A 21,496-nucleotide genomic window follows, 5' to 3' on the forward strand; every position below is an offset into this window, starting at 1 on the left:
CTTCTCAGGCCGCGCCTTGCCGTGGCAACGTGTTCGCCGCGTGCCGCTGCCCGGTCTTCTGGCTGCCAGCGCCGCCGGTAATGAGCCGCGTGCCGCTGCGATACGTGAGATAGGCCCAGAACCAGTCGAGCATGACCGAAATGCGGTTGCGCAAGCCGACCAGGAAACCGAGATGCACCGCGCCCCAGAGCCACCAGGCGAGTCCGCCGTGCAGCTTGACGAAGCCGAAGTCCGCCACCGCCGCCTTGCGCCCGATGGTGGCCAGACTGCCCAGGTGCTGGTACTGGAAAGCGGCTGGCGCCGGGCGGCCCTCGACGTGGGCGCGGATCACCTGGGCGACATAGTCGCCGCCCTGCTTGGCCGCCGGCGCCAGGCCCGGCACCGGCGCGCCGTTCCAGGCGTTGGCGAGCGCCGTGTCGCCGATGGCGAAGACGGTCGGCAGGCCGGGTACCGACAGGTCCGGCCCGACCTTGACGCGGCCGGCCGGGTCGGCGTCCGCGCCCAGCCACTTCGCCGCCGGCGAAGCGACGACACCGGCGGCCCACAAAACGGTGCGCGCAGCGATCGTCCGGCCGTTGACCATCACGCCGCTGTCGTCGATGCTCTCGACGCGGCTGTCGAGTAGAACTTCGACACCGAGCTTCTCCAGAGCCTGCCGGGTGCGTTGCGACAAGGCCTCGGCAAAGGTCGGCAGCAGGCGCGGGCCTGCTTGCACCAGGATCACCCGTGCCGCGGCGGGGTCGAAGCGGCGGAAGTCCTTTTCCATGCCAAACTTCGCCAGCTCGGCGATGGCACCGGCGAGTTCGACACCCGTCGGGCCGCCGCCGACGATGAGGAATGTCAGCAGGCTCGCTTGCTCCACCGGGTCGTCGGTCACTTCGGCCTGTTCGAAGGCCGTGAGCAGCCGCCGCCGGACGTCGGTGGCATCTTCGACGCGCTTCAGTCCGGGGGCATAGGGCGCCCAGTCGTCGCGGCCGAAGTACGAGTGTGCCGCGCCGGTGGCCAGGACCAGGTAATCGTAGGCGATGCGCTGGCCGTCCATCCGCACTTCCTGCCTGACGGGGTCGACGCGGGTCACTTCGCCGAACAGCACGCGAACATTGAAGTGCTCGCGGAACAGGCCGCGCACCGGCGTCGCGATGTCACCGGGCGACAGGCCCGAGGTAGCCACCTGATAGAGCAGGGGCTGGAACAGATGATAGTTGTGGCGGTCGATCACGGTCACCGCCACGCGCGCGCGTCAGCGCCGCAGCACACGCCAGCCCGCCGAAGCCGGCGCCAACGATCACCACGCGCGGCACGTCGTCGAGCGAGAAGGCCGGCTGACCGGCGAGCTGCGGAAAACGCCGGCGCAGCGCGCGCTCGACCAGCGCATCCAGCGACACCGGGCCCGGACCCCACAGAGCCATCAGTGCCAGCGCCATGAACCAATAGGGATAGGCTTCGACGCCCGCTCCCAGCATGCGCACGGCGGAGATGGCCAGCATCAGCAGCAGGGCGGCCGGGCGGGTGGCGCAACCGAGCGCCAACAGTGCGGCGCAAATGAGCGGCAAGGGCGACGAGAAGACGGCTGCAGAAGTGACCGGCAACAGCGCCGCGACGTCCATTGTGCCGCCGTTCGACGCGGCGATGGCAAAGCCAGCGACGGCAGCCAGGACGGCGAGTGCCAGCCACAGCCGGAGGAGCAGGGCGTACAGCGGCGCCAGCCAGCGCGTGGCGTCGGTACACAGGCCGAGCGTCGCAGCGGCAAACGGCACCGCCGTGCGCGCCAGCCCGCGGGCGAGCAGCTGATCGAGCGACAGCGCGCCGGCGCCGCGCACGACGAACCAGAACAGCAGAGCCACCCAGAAAAGGTGCGTGTCGAGCGTCTGGTAGTTGTACTGGATGACCAGCGCCAGCGCCGCCAGCGCGAGCGCGGCCAGGCGCGTCGCCAGCCCTGCCGCGAAGAGGACAGAGCCGAGCAGTTCGATGAGTACGCCGAGCCAGGCCGCGCTCACCGGGTTCAGCCACGACACCGGATACTCGTTGGCTGCCAGATAGAGTGCGTTGTCCCAGTTAGCGGCCTTGAGAACGCCGGAGACGAAGAACACCTGCGCCAGGGTGACGCGGATCAGCAAGTCGACCAGCGGGCCGGCCGACCGTTCGAGAAAACGCAAGGCGACGACCGACAGATTCACGAGACCGGGAAGCCAGGCCAGTCGGTAAGAGAGCTTCGCTGCGTGTGGGTGGGTCATGGCTCTTGATCTCCTGTGGTTTGCGCGCCGTAGCGGCAGCGGAAGATGCAGCGCTGCCCATTTTCGTGGTGCAGCTTGCAGCACAGCACGGCTGCCGCACCCTTGAGGCGCACGTAGACCGCAGCGGCGCCGAGCATACCCAGGAGCGGTGCCGTGAAGTAGATCCAGATCGCCGTCCACTGCTGCGCCGACAGGGCCGAAGCGAAGCTGCGCGCCGGATTCATGCTCATTCCCGACAGCGGTGCCTCGAGCGTGATGTACAGCGCCACCAGCGCGCCGGCGACGAGACCCGTGTAACGATTGGTGCGCGGCGAGTTGCTGACGAACAACACGGTCAACATGAGGCCGAAAGAGATCGCCGCTTCGGCAACGAAGGCGACGGCCGCACCCTGCTCACCGGGTAGCGTCGCGACGAAGTTCACCGCCGGATGCGAAAGCACGGGCGCGTGCAGCAGCAGGGCCGCGACCGCCATCCCGGTGACTCCGCCGACGAACTGAAAGAGGACGTAGAACAGCGCGTCCCAGGGCTCGATCTTGCCGAGCCGGAAGAAGGTCAGTGTCACCGCCGGGTTGAGATGGGCCCCCGAGCGCTTGCCCCACGGCGAATAGATGAGGGTGATCGCAGTGAGTCCCATGGCGATGCCGATCAGGACGCGCCGCAGCGCGGGATCGCCGATGAGCTGCGGCAGCGGCGACGCCGGGTACTCGATCAGCGCCACGACAAGGCACGCCGAGATCATGAACAGCCCGAGACCCGCCGCCTCGATGAGATACTCGGGCCAGTGCTGTCGCAGGGCATGGCGCATGCGTGCTCGCTCCTAGACCTGCGCGGCCGGTTCGGGCTGGCGTGCTTGCTGCTGCTGCCGCCAGAAGGCCGGGATATCGACGCGATACCGGCGCTCGACCAGGTTCGCCACCAGGCCTGTCCAGCCAGTCTGGTGCATCGCGCCCAGACCCTGTCCGCTGTCGCCATGGAAATACTCGTGGAAGAGCAACAGATTCTGCCAATGCGGATCGCTTTGAAACGGCGACCCGGCGGGGAAAGCCGGCAGGCGTCCGTCGGGCGTGCGGCGGAAGATGTTCACCAGCCGCTCCGAGATCAGCCTGGCGGCCTCCTTGAGCGTGATTTGCCCGCCCTCGCAGCACGGCGCCGGCACCAGGAATCTGTCACCGTAGTAGCGGTGAAACTTTTCGATGGCCTGGACGAGCACATAATTCGTCGGCATCCAGATCGGCCCGCGCCAGTTGGAGTTGCCGCCGAAAAGCCCCGAGTTGGACTCGCCCGGCACGTACTCGATGAGCGCCTGCCCGATTCCCGGCAGCGTGCCCAGGTCGCACTGCTCGGCGTGAACGCGCGAGACGCTGCGCACGCCGAAGGGCGACAGGAACTGGCGCTCGTCCAGCACCCGCTGCAAGACCGCCTTCAGTCGCGCCGGTCCGAGCAGCGACAACAGATGTTCTTCGCGGACATTGCTCTGAATCGGGCAGTGGGTCACCTTGTGCCCGTCGAAGGTCCCCCGGTAATGGCCGACCAAAGCGGCGTGGAAGCGCGGCACGTTCTTCAGCAGGCGCTGGTCGATCACCTCGACGGCGAACAGCGGAATCAGCCCGACCCACGAAAAGACGTCGATGTGCCGGCTTTGCCCGTCGGGGCACACGACGAGATCCTTGAAGAACTGGTCCTTCTCGTCCCACAAGGTCAAACCGCTCTGGTTGTAACCGGCGATCGAGTTGGCGATGGCCATGAACTGCTCGTAGCACTGGATCGCCACGTCCTCGTAGTCGTGCATTTCGGCAGCCAGTTCGAGCGCCATCACCGTCATGTTGAGCGCAAACATCGCCATCCAGCCGGTGGAATCGGCCTGTTTCAACGAATAGCCGGCGGGCAGCGGCTGCGAGCGGTCGTATACCGAAATGTTGTCGAGCCCCAGGAAGCCTCCTTCGAAAACATTGTTGCCATCGGCGTCCTTGCGGTTCAGCCACCAGGTATAGTTCATCAGCATCTTGTGGGTGACCCGCGCCAGGAAGTTGAGGTCGGCTTTGCCACGTTGCACGCGCTCGGTGCGGAAGACCTTCAGCGCCGCCATCGCCAGCACCGGCGGGTTCACGTCGCTGAACGCCCACTCGTAGGCCGGGATCTGTCCATTGGGGTGCAGATAGGTCTCCTTGAGCAGCAGTTCGATCTGATCCTTGGCAAAGTCCACGTCCACCAGGGCCAGCGCAGCGCAATGAAACGCCAGGTCCCAGGCGGCAAACCAGGGATACTCCCACTTGTCCGGCATGGAGATGACGTCGGCTGCCTTCATGTGCCGCCAGGTGCGGTTGCGACCGTGCTTGCGGTCTGCCGGTGGCGGCAGTTGGTCGCCATCCTGCCAGCGCGCCACGTCGAAGTGAAAGAACTGCTTCGACCAGATCATGCCGGCCAGCGACTGGCGCAGGATGCGGGCGTCCTCACGGCTGCAGTGCGGTTGCAGGTCCTCGTAGAAGATCGTCGCTTCGGCCGCGCGCTGGACGAAGACCACCTCCTGCTCGTCGAATGGCGCCTGCCGTTCGCCGCGTACCAGCGTCAGTTCGATGCTCACCGTCTCTCCGGCGGCCGCGGTCAGCACGTGCCGCGCGGCGAATCGGGTGCCGCTCCGGGCGGGATTCACTGCCGCCAGCTCGCCGTTGACCACGTAACGATGGAAAGCGTCCTTGACATAGGGCGGCGCATTGGGGTGCTTCCACAGACGTTCGGCGTTGCTTTCGTTTTCGGTGTAGAGCGGTTCAGCCGGTTGCCGTCCATAGAGGAAGTAGGCGCCGAGCGTCTCCTCTTCGGCGCGCACGGCCCACTGCGTGCCACTGGGCGAGGGGGCCGCGGCCAGCAGCGGTTTGCTCACCGCTTTGGGGGCGCCCCATTCGTCCACGCTGGCGCCCCATGACCAGGTGTTGCGGAACCACAGCGTCGGCAAGACGTGCAGCGTCGCTACTTGTGGTCCGCGGTTGCTGGCGATGATGCGGATGTGAATCTCCTCGGGCGCGGCCTTGGCGTAGCGCACCTCCACGTCCCAGTAGCGCTGGTCGTTGAAGACGCCGGTGTCGAGCAGATTGAAGGGTGGATCCTGGCGGCTGCGGCGGCCGTTCTCCGCCACCAGTTGCGCGTAGGGATAGGCGGCCTGTGGGTACTTGTAGAGGTAGCGCAGATAGCTGTGCGACGGTGTGGCGTCGAGGTAGAAGTAGTATTCCTTGACGTCCTCGCCGTGGTTTCCCTGGTTGCCGGTCAGTCCGAAGGCACGTTCCTTGAGAATCGGGTCTGCGCCGTTCCATAACGCAAGGGCGAAGCACAGGCGTTGTTTTTCGTCGCAAATGCCACCCATGCCGTCTTCGTTCCACCGGTAGGCGCGCGCGCGCGCCTGGTCGTGGTCCAGGTATTCCCAGGCGCTACCGCCCTCGCTGTAATCCTCGCGCACCGTTCCCCAGGCGCGCTCGGCCAGGTACGGACCCCACAGGCGCCAGTTCTCGCGTCCTTCGTGCTGAGCCTCCAGGCGTTGCCGCTCGCTATTCAAGATCTCGTTGGCTTTCATCGTCTGCTCCACAAAAAAATGACTATCCAGCTGCTTCCGTCGCTGCACTACCAATCGGCCCGGTGTTTCGCGTCGATGCTTGCGCAGCGCTTTGCCGCTGCGCCCGCGCGAGTCGCCACCAGGCCTCCAGCGCGCAGGCCACCGACCAGGCCTGCGACGGTGCGCCACGCGGTGTATGCGGCGGCGCGCCGTCGAAGATCTCGCTGACCGTGCCCAGACCGGCGTCCAGCAGATGGTCGTGCAGCGCTTCGAGGAGCTGCTGCGCGGCTGGCGCATCGCCGCGAACACGGTACTCCGCCAGGGCGTAGTGCCCCAGTAGCCAGCCCCACACCGGTCCCTGATGATAGGATCCGTCGCGCTCCCAGACGCCGCCACGGTACTGCGGCTGGAAATCGTGATGGGCCGGATCAAGCGAGCGCAGGCCGTATGAGGTGAGCAAGGCGCGGCCGACGCGCCTCACCACGACGGCCTGCGCCGCCGGGCTGAGAGGCGAATGCGGCAGGCTCACGGCAAGGATCTGGTTTGGTCGCAGCGACGCGTCGTCGCCCGCGGGGCCGTCGAGCACGTCGAACAGTCCGCCGTTGCCGGCCATGACGAAGCGCTGGAAACCGGCGCGCGCGGCGTCGGCCAGAGCGCGGTAGGGCGTCGCCGGTTCGTCCAGGCGCTCGGCAAACTCGCTCATCGAGGCCAGCGCGTTGAACCACAAGGCGTTGATCTCGACCGGCTTGCCGATGCGCGGCGTGACCACCCAATCACCGATCTTGGCGTCCATCCAGGTAAGCTGCACGCCCGCTTCGCCGGCGCGCAGGAGACCATCGCCGGCGTCCAGCCCGATGCCGTAGCGCGTGCCGCGAACATGCCAATCGACGATTTCGCGCAGTACCGGAAACACCTCGCGCAGGCCGCTGAGGTCGCCGCTCGCCTCGACATAGGCTCGCCAGGCCTCCAGGTACCAGAGAGCTGCGTCGACGGTGTTGTACTCGGCGCTGTCGCCCACGCCGGGAAAGACATTCGGCAGCATGCCGCGGTCGACGAAGCGGGCAAAGGTGCGCAGGATGCGAGCGGCAGTGTCTGCGCGACCGGTCGCCAGCGCCAGCCCCGGCAGCGCGATCATGGTGTCGCGGCCCCAGTCGCCGAACCAGGGATAGCCGGCGATGACCGACTCGCCGTCGGGCGCGCCCAGCGTCGGGCGGGCGAAGATGAAGCTGTCGGCGGCGACGATCAGTTGATCGACCCAGCCGGGAGCAGCGGCCAACTCGGGAACCTGGTCCCTGGCGCGCTGCAGACAGCTCGCGTCGCGCGCCAGAGCCCGCGCCATGGCTACCTGGAGGTCGCTGGACGCATCGGCGTCGAGGCTGGCGACGACGCCGACCCATTCGCCACCACTCAGATCCAGTGTCGCCTCGCCGACGCAAAGATGGTTGTCGCGGTCGGGCAGGCCGCGCTCGCGCTCCAGCGGCAGGTCGAAGTGCTCGCACCAGTCGTGGCGCGCGGCGATGGACCCACCGGCCGCTTTGAGGTAGAGCGTGAACCAGTTCGGATGGCGAATGCCGAGTTGCCTGTCGTCCGCTTCGATCAACGGCTCGAAGTCCCCCGGCCGGCTGCTGCCGTGGTGATCACGCGCATTGACCAGCAGAGCGACTTGCAGCGTGAGCTTGCGTTGGGCGGTCTTTCCGGACAGCATACGGAAGGCGACGTAAGTGGTGTCCGCCCCATGTTCCATCCACACGCGTTGTTCGATCGACACGTCGCCGACGGCGAAACGCCATACCGGCATGCGGCCCTGCAGGCGGAACGACTCGATATGTACGTATCCCGCCGGCGCGATGGTTCCGTCGCCCCAGCGATTGGTGAACAGCGGCGTGCGCTGTTCGCCGTCGATCAGCGTCGCATCGGCCTTGGCGAATACGAGGTAACGCCCCAGCGGTGGCTGCAGCGGCGCCACCAGCAGCCCGTGATAGCGGCGTGTGAGTGAGCCGGCGACGGTACCGGCGGCGTAAGCGCCGCGGCCGTTGGCCAGCCACCACTCGCGGCGCTCGGCCTGATCCGGTTGGCCGCAGACTTCTCGGCCAAAACGCACGACAGTGGGTAATTGGATGGTCATCTCAGCCTCCGTCGTGCGCCACGGTGAATCCGCCCGCGGCTTTCCTGCCGGCCAGGACGGTGCTGCCAAGATGGCTTGCCAGGCGCAAGCCCCAGGCATAAATGGTGAGCGCCGGGTTGGCCCGGCTGGAGCGCGGCAGCACGCTGCCATCGGCGACGTACAGGTTGCCCATGCCGTGCACCTTGCCGTGCGCATCGACGACGGAAGTCGCCGGATCGTTGCCGGTTACCAGCGTGCCACAGGCATGGGCGGTGCCCTGCAGTGGAATCGCCCTGACCAGCGCGACATAGCCCAGTCCAAGCAACTGGCGTTGCAGCGTACGCACCAGGCGCCGGTGCTCCGCCTGCGCGGCAGGCAAGCGGGCCAGGTCATAGTCGAGCAGGGGACGATCGCTGCCCTGCGCCGTGGCGACGACGCGATTGTCCGGATGCGACCCGTCTTCGGTCTGCAGGAACAGGCCATAGACCCTCTTGGCGATCGGCGCCGCCAGCCAGTCCGGCACGAAGCGGGGCATTTGGCTGCGCACGATCTCCTCGGCCAGATTGCCGCCGAGCGTCTGGACGGTACTGTGCGGCATGTCGTCGTGCAGCAGGAGCAGCGTCTTGCACAACACGTCGGTAACCGGACGGTGTGACAGCGCGAGCATGGCCGTCAGCACGTGCGCCTTGTAATTGCGGCCCACCTGGCGATAACTCGGCAGCACCTGCGCCAGACCCGTACGTTCCAGGTAGGACTGCAGCAGGCGAGGGCTGTGCAGTGTGCCGGCGGCGATCACCACCGCGGCCGCGTAATGGCGACTGCCGTCCTCGCACTCGACCCCGCTCACGCGGGTGACGTCGCCGCCGGTAGCGATGAACCCGGACACCGCTTTGCCGGTGAGTACGGTCAGGTTCGGCTTGTGGCTCACTCGCTGTAGCAGTGACGATTCGGCATCGCACTTCAGCCCGCGCACCGAGGCGAAGGCGTCGAAGTGGCGCGCTTCTTCGGGATGGGAGAGGATGTCCGCCGCCAGGCCAAGGGACATCGGCTGTCGACGCCATTGCGCATCCCGGCGCCGCAGACCGGAGACGATCTGCTGGAAGTTGGCCTCGATCCCGAACTGGCGCACGCCGAGAAGCTGCTCGGCTTCGTCATAGAACGGTGCCAGTTCCTCGTAGGGGAAAGGCCAGGCGAGGCAGGCGTGATCCGCATCGGCGGCAAATTCGTGGGCGGCGAAGCGCAACAGGGCGGCACCGTACCACTTGGTCTTGCCGCCGAGGTTGAAGTGTTCCTCGGGCACGATCGTCGCCCCATGGCGATCGAACCAGGGCTCGTCGCTGAGAAACATGCCGCGCCGCAGAACCTTGTCGGCGTCCAGGGTGCTGCCGTCCCTGGGCAGGGCCATGCCCTTTTCCAGCAGCAGCACGCGCTTGCCCGACTGCGTCAGGTGATAGGCAGCGGCACAGCCGCCGGCACCGGAGCCGATGATGATCACGTCGTAGTCCATGTCACGCCCGCCTTCAATACACAGCCGCCGGCGCAATCACCGCGGTTCTTGCGCCGCGGGTCCGCGCCTGGGTCAGGGTGCACCGTGAGTCCATGTTCACCCTCCTTCCCGGAATTCGGGATACAGGGTCATGCCGCCGTCGACATACAACGTTGCGCCGGTGACGTAGTCGGAGTGATCCGAAGCGAGCCACACGGCAGCCCTGGCGATATCGCGCGTCTCGCCGACCCGGTAGTAGGGGATGAGCTTCAGCAAGGCCGCTTCCGCCTGCGCCGTCGCCCACGCCGAGGTATTGATCGGCGTCTTGATTGCGCCCGGCGAGATGGCGTTGACGCGGATCTTCTGCATCGCCAGTTCCTGCGCCATGGTTTTCATCAGCATCGCGACACCACCCTTGCTCGCCGCATAGTTGGCGTGCCCGGCCCAGGGGATGACGTCATGGACCGACGACAGGCAGATGATCTTGCCCAACGAGCAGGACAATTGCGGCATCAGCCCGCGGCGCAGGAACTCGCGCACCGCTGCACGCGCACACAGGAACTGGCCGGTGAGATTGACGTCGATCACCTTGCGCCATTGGGTCAGGGTCATTTCGTGAAAGGGCGCGTCCTGCTGCAAGCCGGCATTGTTGACCACGATGTCGAGCGAGCCCAGCTCGGCAACGGCCTGCTGGAACATCGCCTGCACCTGCTCTTCGCTGCTGACGTCGGCTTTGATGGCGAAAGCGCGACCGCCGGTAGCGCAGATTTCATCGACCACCCGCTGGGCATTTTCATCGTCGGCGACGTAGTTCACCACCACGGCCGCGCCGGCTTCTGCCAGACCTTTGGCGATCGCTTCACCGATGCCCGAGTTGGCACCCGTCACCATGGCTCGCTGACCGTCGAGCGTCGTTTCCCGGATGTTGGTCTGATGCATCCGCATTTCGCACACTCCGCATGATTCAGTCATCACGTCACCTCAGCAGGCAAGAAATTTGCGGCGGATCAGATGATCCAGGGAGAGCTTGCCCGGACCGTGAAACAAGGTCACCAGCAGCAGCAGGCCCCAATACTGGTGATCCTTGAGGCCGACCTCGGACAGGTCGGGATACGAGATCACGGCGATGATGTTGAACACGAACAGTACCGCGGCAGACGCACGCGCGCCCAGGCCCAGCACCAGCAGCACGGGCATGAACAGTTCGACGCCGGTACCGAGGTAGGCAGCCACTTCTGGCGGCAGGCCGGGGACCGCGTATTCGTTTTCGAACAGCGCGACGGTGGACGACCAGGAAGCGATCTTGCTCAACCCCGACTGGAAGAAGACGCTGCCGATCAGCAGGCGGATGCCGAAGTCAAGGCCTGGCGCCAGCCATTCGGCGGCGCGCAGCGCGAGTTGTGCCCAGCGCACGATACGGCCGGGATGGTCGGCGGGTGCGCTGATGCCGCCGTTTCGATTCGCTACGAGATCCATTTCACTCTCCTTCAGGATGGGTCGGCGCCGCCCTGTCCGTTGCGACCGCATCGGACAGGGCGTATGCCAGTCTTACTTGCCCGCGGCGCCGCCGGGTTTGGCATGCGCGCTGGTGGTGACCGTACCGCCGGCGATCTTGTCGCAGGTTCCCTTGGGCACGTACACCCAGGCCTCCGGGTCACGGTCCACCTTGGCGGTTCCGGCGCACGAACTCTTGCTCGTGCCGCAGTCGTTCTTGCCGGCCTTGACGATGCCGGCGCACTTTTCGTTATCGCCGGCAGCAGCGATGGCCTGGCTACTTGCCGCACTGACGCCGAGAGCCAGCAGACCGGCGATTGCACTACGGATGATTTGCTCTGAGTGGTTCATTGTTGCTTCTCCTTACAGGTTGATACAGGTTGATTGAAGAGATCAGACAGGATGGCATCCCATCTGTGGTCAGTATGCAGAGCGGACTTCACGCCCTGTTCACCGAAAGATCACGTTTCTGTAAACGCGATCGTTGGCTACCTTGCCCGCGACCGGGCGGGGCCACCGACCCGATCGCAGTGCTGGTCGGGACGACGAACCCCGCCAGCGTGCTATCGCTTACCCGCTGCACCAGAAAGGCCGCGAGGTCAAAATTCGCATCGACCGCGCGCGCTGCGTCCAGCGCACCCCGAAGCGGCATGCCCTGCATCAGCGCCGCCAGCAATGCGAACTCGGGGTCGCCGACGGGCTCGATGGCCACCGCATCACCCCGACGGTGGATCAGCAGCCGCACGCCACCCGCGCTGAGGTCGACCGTCACGCTCTCCGCAGCGTCGGGCTGATTGGCCGCCCAGATGCGGTCAACCGGGAAAGGCGATGCCAGGAGCCGGCAGCTCGGGTGTAACTGGAAGTGCAGTGATGGCAGCGCGGCTTCCGCCACCGTCATCAACCGGTCGATCGCCATCGCACTGCCGTCGGCGGCATGAAACGATTCATGCCAGCTCCACTCCAGCCGCGCCACGTCGCCGAGATAGGGCAAGCCGGCCGCCGGGGGAAATTGCTCGAGAAAAGCGGCGAACTCGCCACCAAAACCATGCAGGTTACCCTGGCACGACGGATGGCACGGGATGTAGCGGTCGGCGGCGAAACGGAAGAAGTCCTCTCCCACCAGTCGCTCGATGACCGGATAGACGTCGCGGAGCGCCTCACGATAGTTGTGGACGATGTTGTTGCGGTAGATCGCCAGTCGCGCCGCCGGCGCCATGCCGTTGGCGCAGATGAATCGCTCGGCCGTGACGTCGGTCGTGTCGAACATGCCGCGCACGAAAGCAAGCTCCAGTTCACGCAGCGTGGGCATGTCTTTCTCCACGCATGCGATCGGCGGTAGCCGCCTCCTGCAACAGTACCGCCAGCGGCGGCAGGTCGGTATCCCACTCGATCAGGGTCGGCCGCGCACCGATGATCTCGACCGCCTCAGCGTAGAGCTGCCACACCGGGTCGGCGACACGGGTGCCGTGCGTATCGATGAGGAGGCCGGCGATCCGGTCGAAGCCCGCGAGGTGCATCTCGCCGACCGCTGCCGCCGGCACCGCCTTCAGGTAGCGCCGTGCGTCGAAGCCGTGATTGCAGGCGCTGACGTAAATGTTGTTGATGTCGAGCAGGATGCCGCAGCCGCTGCGAGCGGCGACTTCAGCAATGAAGTCCCACTCGTCGATCGTCGAATGCGAGTACTGCAGATAGCTGGAGACGTTCTCGACCAGGATTGGACGGCCGAGCGCCTCCTGCGCCTGGCGCACGTGCGCGCAGACCACGGCCAGGGCCTCTTCGGTATAGGGCAGCGGCAGCAGGTCATTCACGTGCCTGCCGGCAACGCTGCTCCAGCACAGATGCTCCGACACCAGTCCGGGTTCGATGCGCGCCATCAGGGTCTTCAAGGCCCGCAGATGCTCCTGATCGAGGCTGTCCGTCGTGCCCAGCGACAGCCCGACACCGTGCAGGCTGATTGGATACTCGGCGCGGATGCGCTCCAGGTAGTGCAGCGGCTGGCCGCCGCCACCGAAGTAGTTCTCGCTGTGCACTTCGAGCCAACCGATGGCCGGTAGCGTGGCGAGGATTTCGCGGTAGTGCGGCGCGCGCAGCCCGACCCCACTGCGCGCCGGAATCCCCGTGGCAAGCGGTCGGCTGCGCAGCGCGCCTGGCGCAGTAATGCGGCCATGGCTGACGACAGTTTCGGTTGTAGCAGGCATGTGCATTGTCCTCATCGAGCGGGCTGGGGTGGCAGCCGGAGTGGCCGCCGGGGTAACCCTGTCTCCCTGGTTGTTGTGCATCGTCGAAAGCAGTATGGCGGCTGAAAATCACGGATGTGTCACGCAGCGCTCAAGCTTCGGTCACATCGGCAGGTACCGACCAGCCCCAGCGATGAGAGGCCGGCAACACTCGGCAGAAACTTGAATCCATTGCGCACTTCGCCTATGGTTGAGCCTGTGAAAGCTGCGCGAAGGACGACTGGAGGACGCTTCGTGATCAACTTGCGATGGAAAATCCTGCTGCCACCCGGCCTGTTCGGCGTTCTTGCGGTGGCCTATTTGGCATGGGGCTGGCTACCGGAAGTGATGCTGCCGGGCGGGCGGACGGCTTTGGCGATGGCCGCGTTGGCGACCGCAACGGCACTCCTGGTGGTCAGCGCGATCGCCGTCGATCGACAGGTCATCAAGCCCCTGGCGGGCCTTGCCCTTGACCCTGGCGAAGCTTCCGATTCAGGTGATCTGGTCATTGCCAGTCGTTCTGCGACCGATGAAATCCAGACCGTCAAGCTCACGATCGAAGCGCTCACTGATGCCGCCGCCAGGCAGCGGCGGCATCAGTGCGCGGCCGAGCAGCGGTGCCGGGAGATAGAGGCCGCGCTGCAGTTGAGCGAAGAGCGCTACGCGCTCGCCCTGCGCGGCAGCAGCGACGGCTTGTGGGAATGGAATCTGGCGAGTGGCGAAATGCTGCTTTCGCCGCGCTGGAAGAGCATGCTCGGGTTCGCCGACAGCGACTTGCCCGACTGCCGGGAGCAGTGGCGGGAGCGCATTCATGCGGCCGATCTTGCGACGGTGGAAGCCGCCCTCCAGGCCAACCTCGAGAGCGCCGGCGAGCCCTACGAACAGCAATATCGCATGCTGCATCGGGACGGCAGTACGCGCTGGATACTGTCGCGGGGAACGGTCGTCCGTCATGCCAGTGGCAAGGCTTATCGGATGGTCGGGCTGGATACCGACATTACACGCATCAAGCGCTTTGAAACCATCCTCAACGAGATGGCGGAAGGCACAGCAGGCGCCGCCGGCGATGCCTTCTACCGCACCCTGGTGCAACATTTCGCCTGCGCGCTACAGGTCGCGTGTGCCTTCATCACCGAGTGCGCGGATTACCCGACGAGCCGCCTGCGGACGCTGGCCTTCTGGTCCGAGCACGCCTTTCTCGATGATTTCGAGTATGACCTGCCGGGTACGCCCTGCGAGACCGTTGTCAAGGAAGGGCGCGTCTGCTTCCACCCGCAGAACGTGGGAACGACTTTCCCTGTCGAAGCGGGCTATGAGGGATATCTCGGAATTCCGATCTTCGCCAGCGACGGCAGGGTCATTGGCCACCTCGCTTTTCTCGACACCAGGCCGATGGGTGACGAGATGCTGGTCGAGTCCATCTACCGCGTCTTCGCGGCGCGGGCAGGGGCCGAGATGGAAAGGGAGATGGCTCTCGAAATGCTGCAACAACAGGCGGCGAAGCACTCTGCCGGACAACCGCAAGGGAGCCAACATGGTACGACAGGTTCTGGTAGTTGAGGACGACGAGGACATTGCCCGGCTGATCAAGCTCCAGCTCAGCGAGCTGTCGTGCGCGGTGAAGACCGCCTACGACGGGATTGTCGGCCTCGCCGAAGCGGAGTCGCGGGATTATGACCTGGTGATTCTCGACCGGATGCTCCCCGGCATGGACGGACTGGAGATTTGCCGCCGCATTCGCGGCAAGAGCACCTATACGCCTATTCTGATGCTGACGGCAAAATCCACCGAGCTCGATCGCGTTCTCGGCCTCGAGATGGGCGCCGACGACTACCTCACCAAACCCTTCAGTCTGCTCGAGCTCGCGGCGCGGGTGAAAGCCATTTTTCGCCGCGTGGACCACCTTGCCCGTCCGGCCGAACAGGGCAAGGTACTTGACTCGGGGCCGCTTACCGTCGATGTGGAACGGCGGCAAGTGACTCTGGCCGGCAAGCCGGTCGATCTCACCGCCAAGGAGTTCGACCTGCTGTTGTACTTTGCCGAGCATCCGGGCCGCGTCTACAGCCGTGCCCAACTGCTCGACAAGGTATGGGGCTATAGCCACAGCGGTTACGAGCACACCGTCAATGCGCACATCAACCGCCTGCGCGCGAAAATCGAGCCGAATCCGAACCAGCCGGAGTTCATCCTGACGGTATGGGGTGTGGGCTACAAATTCCGCGACCAGAGCGCCGGCTGAATGTCCATGTTGCGGTCGCTCTACGGCAAGCTGGCGATCGCTCTCATGTTGATCTTCTTTGCCCTCGGCGCCGCTTTCATCGTGGCGACGGAGCAGATGCTCGAGGGCCGCCGCCTGCTCGAGCTGGCCGCCGATCTGGTCATTGGTGCCATCGCCTTCTCCCTGCTCGCCGCCTTGATCGTCTTCAATCTGCTGACTCGGCGCTTGCGTCTGCTGGCCGCCCAGATGGATGCGTTTCGCACCCACGGCCTGAGCCAGCCGATGCGCGGTCTGACTGCCAGGCCGGAAGGCGACGAGATCGATCGCCTGGTCATCGCATTCCAGGAAATGTCGGACCGAATTGCCTCGCAACTGCGGGCACTCGAACGTAACGACGAGCAGCGCCGGGAATTGCTCGCCAACGTGTCGCACGACCTGCGCACGCCGCTCGCGTCGATGCAGGGCTACCTGGAGATCCTGCTCCTGAAGCATGGCGCGCTGTCTCCCGACGAGGCACGCAGCTACCTCGAGATCGCTGCCAAACACAGCGACCGACTGGGCAAACTGGTGCGTGACCTGTTCGAACTCACCAAGCTCGAGGCCCACGAAGTCTGCCCGCAAGCGGAAGCCTTTCCGCTGACCGAGCTGGTGCAGGACGTCTTGCAGAAGTTCCAGCTCACAGCCGAGCAGCGTGGCCTGCGCCTCGAACATCGCTTTGCCAGCGCGGTGCCGGCGGTACGGGCCGATATCGGCATGATCGAGCGCGTCCTGGAAAACATGCTCGAGAACGCCATCCGCCACACGCCCGCCGGCGGCACGGTGCGCATCGAACTGGCCGCCGAGGCGGAGCACGTGCTGGTCAGCATCAGCGACACCGGTCGCGGCATTGCCCCCGAGGATCTGGCGCAGGTCTTCGACCGCTACTACCGCGCCGACCGTGGTGAGTTCGGCAGTGCCGGCCACGCCGGTCTGGGTCTGGCGATCACCAGGAGGATCGTCGAACTGCACGGTGGAAGCATTGCCGTGGACAGCGCCGCCGGGGTTGGCACCACCTTCCGCTTCGGCCTGCCGGCCGTGCCGTGGCACGGCTGAAACCCAGGGTCGCGGTTCACGCGCCCGGACCACAGTCCAGGCAACGCTCGACGGGCGGCGGCCCCATGCGCAAGGCGCGCTGCAGCCCGCGCAGCGCCGTTCGCAGGCCCTCTTCGATGACCGGGTGGTAGAAGGGACTGTCGAGCATCGCCTGCACGCTGTCGCCTCGCTGCACCGACCAGGCCAGCAGATGCCCCAGATGCTCCGCCGCCGGACCGAGCATTTCGGCACCCAGCAGGCGACCGCTACGGCGCTCGGCATAGAGATGCAGGGCACCGCGATTCTTCAGCATGACGCGGCTGCGGCCCTGATCTTCGAACGAGACCCCACCCACCGCGAAGTCCAGCCCCGAGTGCAGCAACTGTGCGTGGCTCTGTCCGGCGAGCATGATCTGTGGATCGGAGAACACCACCGACAACGGGGCGCGCCGCGGACGCACGCGCACGTCGGGGAAGCGGCCGGCATTGTCACCGGCGATGCGGCCTTCGTCGGCCGCCTCGTGGAGGATCTCCCGCTCATGGGTGGCGTCGCCGGCGATGAAGACGTGGCTGTCGGCGATCTGGCCGGTACCGGGATCGAACAAGGGCACACCGCGCGTGTCCAGCGGCAGGCCGCTCTGCTGCAAGCCGAGCGCCTGCAGATTGGGAGGGCGGCCGCTAGCCGCCAGTATCCACTCGTAGCGCTGTTCAGCGGCCGCATCCTCGTCACCGACGCGGACGGCGACCTCGTTGCCGACACGCTGCAGGTGCAGGTCGGACGCGCCCAGGCGCATCGGCAGTTCCTGTGCGAAGACCTTGCGCGTTGCGGACTGCAGGACGGGGTCGGTGAGCGGGCCGACGCGCTCGCTGCGGCCGTAGAGACCCACGCGCACGCCCAATCGATGCAAGGCCTGCGCCAACTCCAGGGCAATCACCCCGGTACCGAGAACGGCGACGGACTGCGGCAGCGATTGCCAGGCAAAGACATCGTCGTTGACGATCAGCCGGTCGCCGGCGGCCTCGCGCCATTCGGCCGGCACGTTCGGGTGCGAGCCGCTGGCAATGACGATGCGCCGCGCCGTTACGCGCGTGTGCTCGCCAACCTGCAGCGTGTGGCCGTCGAGAAAACGGGCGTGACCGCGCAAGCGGTGCTCTGCCGGCCAATGTTCCACCGCCTCGGTGACGAAGCCGACAAAGCGGTCGCGTTCATCGCGAACGCGCTGCATGACGGCGGCGCCATCGATGCGCAGCGAATCGACGACGACACCGAAGGCGTCGGCGTGCCTTGCCGCATGCGCGGCCTCGGCGGCGGCAATCAGCAGCTTGCTGGGCATGCAACCGACGCGCGCGCAGGTCGTCCCGTACGGCCCTCCCTCGATCACCAGGACGCTGCGGGTATGCGCCAGCGCGGCGCGGTAGGCGGACATTCCGGCGGTACCGGCGCCGATGATGGCGACATCAACTTCCAGTGTATTCATGGGCCTTCCCTTTCTCGAGTCCGTCGTTGCCGATGCCCGCTGCTGCCGGGAATCGGTATCATCCACGCGTTACAAGTCGAGCACCAGACCCGCCGCGTTGCCGGCACCTGCCGCCGGCACCGAGCAGCAAATCAGAATCTCGTCCGTTGCCAATGCGACGGCCGGCGGCGACACATAGCTGACCTGGCCTGCCAGTATCCGGGTCTTGCAGGTGCCGCACGAACCGCCCCGGCAACTGAATTCCGGCGTCAGCCCGCGCGCCTCCGCCAGCTCGAGCAGGCTGCCGCCACCCGGTTGCCAGCGTGCCTCCTTGGCTGACCGCGCAAACACGACTGCGACGGACGTTTCGGCTACCGGCAGGGCGGGCTGGTGGTTTTCCATGACCGCTTCCGTCACCCGTCGGCGCAGCGATGAAGGGCCAAACTGCTCGACGTGAATTCGCTCGTCGGCAATCTGCATTGCCCGCAGGCCGTCGTACAGGTCCTGAGCAAACGCCGCCGGGCCGCACAGGTAGAAATCGAAATCGTCGAAGGGCAGGATGGCTTTCAGCAAGGGCAGGTCGATGCGGCCCTGAACATCATAGTCGCTGCCGAGAACGGCCGTGGGTTCGGGCTGACTGAGAATGCGCACCGCCTCGACCGCACCATCGGCACGCTCGACCAGATCCTGCAGTTCGCTGTCGAAGGCGCGCTCGGCCAGGGTGCGCGACGCATGCACGAAGAATGTCCGGCGTACACGGCGGGTACGCACGCCTTCGTACACCACCTCGCGGAGCATGGCGAGCATGGGGGTGATTCCCACCCCGGCGGGTGCGAACGAAAGTGTTGGGCGAGTCCCGCTCTGATAATTGTCAGCGACGTGAGCAAACGTAAGGAAATTAGCGGAGAGTTGCGATAGAGTAGGGAACCCATCCACGGAGAGAAGCCATGCCTAAGATTTCCCACATCGAACCTTGCGATTCCAGAGACTTGGTGGCCCGTTTGGAGGCTAATCCAAAGATACTGGCGAAAGTGCTAGAGATGCTGGAGTTGGTGGAGAACGCCGAAGGGGATCTGCGTCGGGCCGATGAAGCCGAGCGCCGCGTGATAGAAATTCTCCGCGGGACGGGCCAGGAGATTCTGACGGGATGGGCCGAGCAGGTTGCTGAGGCGGTGACAGCCGAGGTGCGGGCCGCTGAGCCGGTCGTGGTACACGCGAAAAAAAAGTTCTCTGGTATACGACATACGGCTCGGTCATGGTGGAGGAGGAATGCTTTCTCCACAAAGAAACAAACCGGCTGCTTCGTCCTTTTTCAGAAGCTGCCGGTGTCCGTTGCCGGAGCCATTCTCTGCCACTGGAGCGCGCCGTGACGGACTTGGGCGCCGACCTTCCCTTTGGACAGGTTGCGGCAAAAATCAAGGAGCACTACGGTGTTGACTTGGCGGTCAGTGCGCCCCGGACGCTCACCGAACGGGTGGCCTGTGAATTAACGGAGGCAGATTGCCTGCCGGTGGCGGGCCCATCGAACACCGCGAAGAGGCTGATTGTGGAGACGGACGGCGGAATGGTGCCCCTTGTCGAGACCGTGGAGGGCGCTGCGGACGCCCGCAAGGGGAAGCGCACGCACTGGCGAGAAGCGAAGGTCTGTATCGCACAGCGGCAGGGCGAGGCCGTTCCCAAGGCCGGCGTGACGATGGAGGGTCCCCGGGAAGCGGGGGCCATCCTGAAGCGGCTGGTCGATGCGCTGGGATTTGGCCCCAAGACCCAGGTTCACTGTGTTGGCGACGGGGCGGCTTGGATAAGCAGCCAAATCGAGGAACTGTTCGGTACTCAGGGGACCTTCCTGGTCGACTTGTTCCACGTCTGCGAATATCTGACCCCAGCCAGCAAGGTCTGCGCGCCGGATTCTGCCCAGGATTGGGTGGCCTCCCAGAAGGCGCGATTCCTGCTGGGACAGGCCCGCGAGGTGGTTGCAGAGATGAAACTGCACCTCGAACCTGCATCGGTCGATGACCCGCAGGCTCCGGTGCGCGTCGCCTGGCGCTATTTCTCCAACCGACTCGACCAGTTGGACTACCCCCGCGCACTTGCGCTGAATCTGCCCGTCGGCTCTGGCGAGGTCGAGAGTTCTCATCGCTACCTCGTGCAGGCCCGCCTCAAGCGCCCAGGGGCTTGGTGGCGTGCGGACATGGCTCAAGCCATGATCAACCTGCGTGTCATGCGACATAACCAGCTGTGGGAAACCTATTGGGAAAAGCGCTGGGCGGAGCCTCTACGCAGAGCGGCTTAAAACCGAGACTCCCCGTCCAACACTTTCGTTCGCACCCCACCCCGGCCGACAGGAGGACGAGCGGGCGGCGTTCGTGCGGGTTCACGACGAAATCGCCCAGCGGCGCACGCGCCTCGATTTCATCCCCGACGGCGGTGTGCTCATGCAGGAACTGCGAAACCCGTCCTTCGCGTTTGACGCTGATGCGGTAGTAGCCATCCGACGGCGCCGCCGACAGGGTGTAGGTGCGAATGAGCGGCGCGCCGCCCGCGGCGACGGCCAGCCGGATGGGCAGGTGTTGCCCGGCCTTGTAGAGCGGCAAGCCGGCGCCGTCGGCGGCTTCGAGATGGAAGGACTTGATGGTCGAGCTTTCCTTGGTGATGCGTGCGATGCGAAAACGCCGCCACTGGTTACGCAGCGTTTGTGCCTGCTGGCGAGCCAGGGCCTCTTCCCACGATCCGGTCATCAAGGAATTGGGCGAGATTTCCTCGAGACGCCAGCGCAGCTTCAGCACGCGGTGGCGGCGCACCACCCTGTCGACCTGCAGACGCCAGAGCCGCTCAGCCCCCTGAAAACTGCTGACTTCGTCACCCGCCAGGAGCAGTTCGGTGCGACCGCTAAGCTGCAACAGATCGCCACTGGCGAAGTCGATGAACAGCAGGCCCGCCCGCGGATTGACCTGCAGATTGCCCAGGGTGTTGAAATGCAGGTTGCCGGCAAAATCGGGGATGGTCAGGACGTCGCCATCGATACGGACGAAGCCGGGCTTGCCACCGCGATGCGAGGCGTCGACCTGGCGTCTGCCTGCATTCCCTTCCGGATCCACATAGCTGGCGACGAAGAAAGTATCGGCGGCCCGGATCAGGGCATTGGCCTCTGCGTCGAGTGTCGACAGGACTTCGGTGCGAGCGCTGAAAGGCTCGGCGGGATCATCGGAAAACGTGAGGTTTCTTGCCTGGATGTATTGCGGGCAGTTGCCGAAGGCATGCTCGACCTGCAGCGTCAGCTGGCGGTCGTCGCGTGCGACTACCCTGCCATTGACGCGATTGCGGCGGCGCGTCTGCAGCTCGATGCCGAGCACGCCGATGCCGTCGCCCGGCCGCAACGCGTCGCCAGCGGGATCCCCCTGGCCGGGCAGGGCGTTGATCTGCAGGTGCCGCGCATCGGGTGACTCGGCCAGGCCGGCGCGCGCCTCGACGAGCGTCGCCCAGGGATCGCCGGCCGTGTCGACAGCGGCGATCACCAGGAACGGTAGCTGCCGGTAGAACGTGCGATGCTGCTCCGGCATGAAGTCGCGGATGACCTGGCGACCAAAGACCTCCATGTGCTCGGCGACGCCGACGCTCTGTTGCAGCTCACGTTCGCCGCGGTGCCAGGGGGACGCTGTTGCCGCGCTCATGCTTGCC

General features: G+C 65.7%; 18 protein-coding genes and 1 pseudogene. 5 read left to right on the top strand and 14 right to left on the bottom strand.

Going from position 1 to position 21,496, the window contains the following annotated elements; all coding sequences use genetic code 11:
• Nucleotides 1-4: 4 nt before the first annotated feature.
• The 11 genes from V5B59_RS01850 to bufB all read right to left on the bottom strand — a co-directional run bounded on the left by V5B59_RS01850 (nt 5) and on the right by bufB (nt 13,058).
• Complete coding sequence (locus V5B59_RS01850; RefSeq protein ID WP_308240056.1) at nt 5-1,219, bottom strand: NAD(P)/FAD-dependent oxidoreductase; 1,215 nt, start codon at nt 1,217-1,219, stop codon at nt 5-7.
• Complete coding sequence (locus V5B59_RS01855) at nt 1,143-2,234, bottom strand: DoxX family membrane protein (protein ID WP_248594681.1); 1,092 nt, start codon at nt 2,232-2,234, stop codon at nt 1,143-1,145. The genes V5B59_RS01850 and V5B59_RS01855 overlap by 77 nt, the downstream gene beginning before the upstream one ends.
• Nucleotides 2,231-3,040, bottom strand: coding sequence for an MIP/aquaporin family protein (locus V5B59_RS01860; protein WP_169069431.1), 810 nt, complete (start codon nt 3,038-3,040; stop codon nt 2,231-2,233). The genes V5B59_RS01855 and V5B59_RS01860 overlap by 4 nt, the downstream gene beginning before the upstream one ends.
• A 12-nt stretch (nt 3,041-3,052) precedes the next feature.
• Nucleotides 3,053-5,797: an MGH1-like glycoside hydrolase domain-containing protein gene (locus V5B59_RS01865; protein ID WP_169069432.1), complete on the bottom strand. Its 2,745-nt coding sequence runs from the start codon at nt 5,795-5,797 to the stop codon at nt 3,053-3,055.
• Between the two features lie 22 nt (nt 5,798-5,819).
• Complete coding sequence (locus V5B59_RS01870) at nt 5,820-7,901, bottom strand: amylo-alpha-1,6-glucosidase (protein ID WP_169069433.1); 2,082 nt, start codon at nt 7,899-7,901, stop codon at nt 5,820-5,822.
• Between the two features lies 1 nt (nt 7,902).
• Nucleotides 7,903-9,387, bottom strand: coding sequence for an FAD-dependent oxidoreductase (locus tag V5B59_RS01875; protein WP_169069434.1), 1,485 nt, complete (start codon nt 9,385-9,387; stop codon nt 7,903-7,905).
• A gap of 96 nt (nt 9,388-9,483) precedes the next feature.
• Nucleotides 9,484-10,311: an SDR family oxidoreductase gene (locus V5B59_RS01880; protein WP_248594682.1), complete on the bottom strand. Its 828-nt coding sequence runs from the start codon at nt 10,309-10,311 to the stop codon at nt 9,484-9,486.
• A 36-nt stretch (nt 10,312-10,347) separates the two neighbouring features.
• Nucleotides 10,348-10,842 (bottom strand): DoxX family protein, encoded by a 495-nt coding sequence (locus V5B59_RS01885; protein WP_169069436.1) that lies wholly within the window; start codon nt 10,840-10,842, stop codon nt 10,348-10,350.
• A 72-nt stretch (nt 10,843-10,914) separates the two neighbouring features.
• A complete protein-coding gene (locus tag V5B59_RS01890) occupies nt 10,915-11,211 on the bottom strand; it encodes a BufA1 family periplasmic bufferin-type metallophore (protein WP_034909565.1) in 297 nt (98 codons plus the stop codon).
• Between the two features lie 88 nt (nt 11,212-11,299).
• Complete coding sequence (locus V5B59_RS01895) at nt 11,300-12,169, bottom strand: HvfC/BufC N-terminal domain-containing protein (RefSeq protein WP_169069437.1); 870 nt, start codon at nt 12,167-12,169, stop codon at nt 11,300-11,302.
• A complete protein-coding gene (bufB, locus tag V5B59_RS01900; RefSeq protein ID WP_169069438.1) occupies nt 12,153-13,058 on the bottom strand; it encodes an MNIO family bufferin maturase in 906 nt (301 codons plus the stop codon). Before bufB ends, V5B59_RS01895 begins: the two co-directional genes overlap by 17 nt.
• Nucleotides 13,059-13,331: 273 nt before the next feature.
• On the opposite strand from bufB, the gene V5B59_RS01905 reads away from it, so the two are divergent.
• Genes V5B59_RS01905 through V5B59_RS01915 form a run of 3 tightly spaced genes read left to right on the top strand, consistent with a single transcriptional unit; the run spans nt 13,332 to nt 16,386 of the window.
• Nucleotides 13,332-14,636, top strand: a complete 1,305-nt coding sequence (locus V5B59_RS01905) for a PAS domain-containing protein (RefSeq protein WP_169069439.1) — start codon at nt 13,332-13,334, stop codon at nt 14,634-14,636.
• On the top strand, nt 14,611-15,315 hold the full coding sequence (locus tag V5B59_RS01910) for a response regulator transcription factor (RefSeq protein ID WP_169069440.1): 705 nt from the start codon (nt 14,611-14,613) through the stop codon (nt 15,313-15,315). Before V5B59_RS01905 ends, V5B59_RS01910 begins: the two co-directional genes overlap by 26 nt.
• A complete protein-coding gene (locus tag V5B59_RS01915) occupies nt 15,316-16,386 on the top strand; it encodes a sensor histidine kinase (protein ID WP_332351519.1) in 1,071 nt (356 codons plus the stop codon).
• 16 nt (nt 16,387-16,402) lie between these two features.
• Here V5B59_RS01915 and V5B59_RS01920 read toward each other — a convergent pair whose 3' ends face one another.
• Together V5B59_RS01920 and V5B59_RS01925 are read right to left on the bottom strand one after the other, a co-directional pair.
• On the bottom strand, nt 16,403-17,842 hold the full coding sequence (locus V5B59_RS01920; protein WP_169069442.1) for a dihydrolipoyl dehydrogenase: 1,440 nt from the start codon (nt 17,840-17,842) through the stop codon (nt 16,403-16,405).
• A gap of 69 nt (nt 17,843-17,911) precedes the next feature.
• Nucleotides 17,912-18,673: pseudogene (locus V5B59_RS01925) on the bottom strand (2Fe-2S iron-sulfur cluster-binding protein); the annotation flags it as partial.
• A 95-nt stretch (nt 18,674-18,768) separates the two neighbouring features.
• On the opposite strand from V5B59_RS01925, the gene V5B59_RS01930 reads away from it, so the two are divergent.
• Together V5B59_RS01930 and V5B59_RS01935 are read left to right on the top strand one after the other, a co-directional pair.
• The gene (locus tag V5B59_RS01930) at nt 18,769-19,191 is read left to right on the top strand and encodes a hypothetical protein (RefSeq protein WP_034931510.1); all 423 of its coding nucleotides are present in this window, start codon (nt 18,769-18,771) and stop codon (nt 19,189-19,191) included.
• Complete coding sequence (locus V5B59_RS01935; RefSeq protein ID WP_332351391.1) at nt 19,188-20,111, top strand: hypothetical protein; 924 nt, start codon at nt 19,188-19,190, stop codon at nt 20,109-20,111. The genes V5B59_RS01930 and V5B59_RS01935 overlap by 4 nt, the downstream gene beginning before the upstream one ends.
• Here the strand turns inward: V5B59_RS01935 and V5B59_RS01940 are convergent.
• Nucleotides 20,038-21,489, bottom strand: a complete 1,452-nt coding sequence (locus tag V5B59_RS01940) for a pyridoxamine 5'-phosphate oxidase family protein (protein ID WP_308240123.1) — start codon at nt 21,487-21,489, stop codon at nt 20,038-20,040. The genes V5B59_RS01935 and V5B59_RS01940 overlap by 74 nt on opposite strands.
• Between the last annotated feature and the right edge of the window lie 7 nt (nt 21,490-21,496).

The sequence above is a fragment of the Candidatus Accumulibacter contiguus genome (genome assembly GCF_036625285.1).
Classification (GTDB): Bacteria; Pseudomonadota; Gammaproteobacteria; order Burkholderiales; family Rhodocyclaceae; genus Accumulibacter; species Accumulibacter contiguus.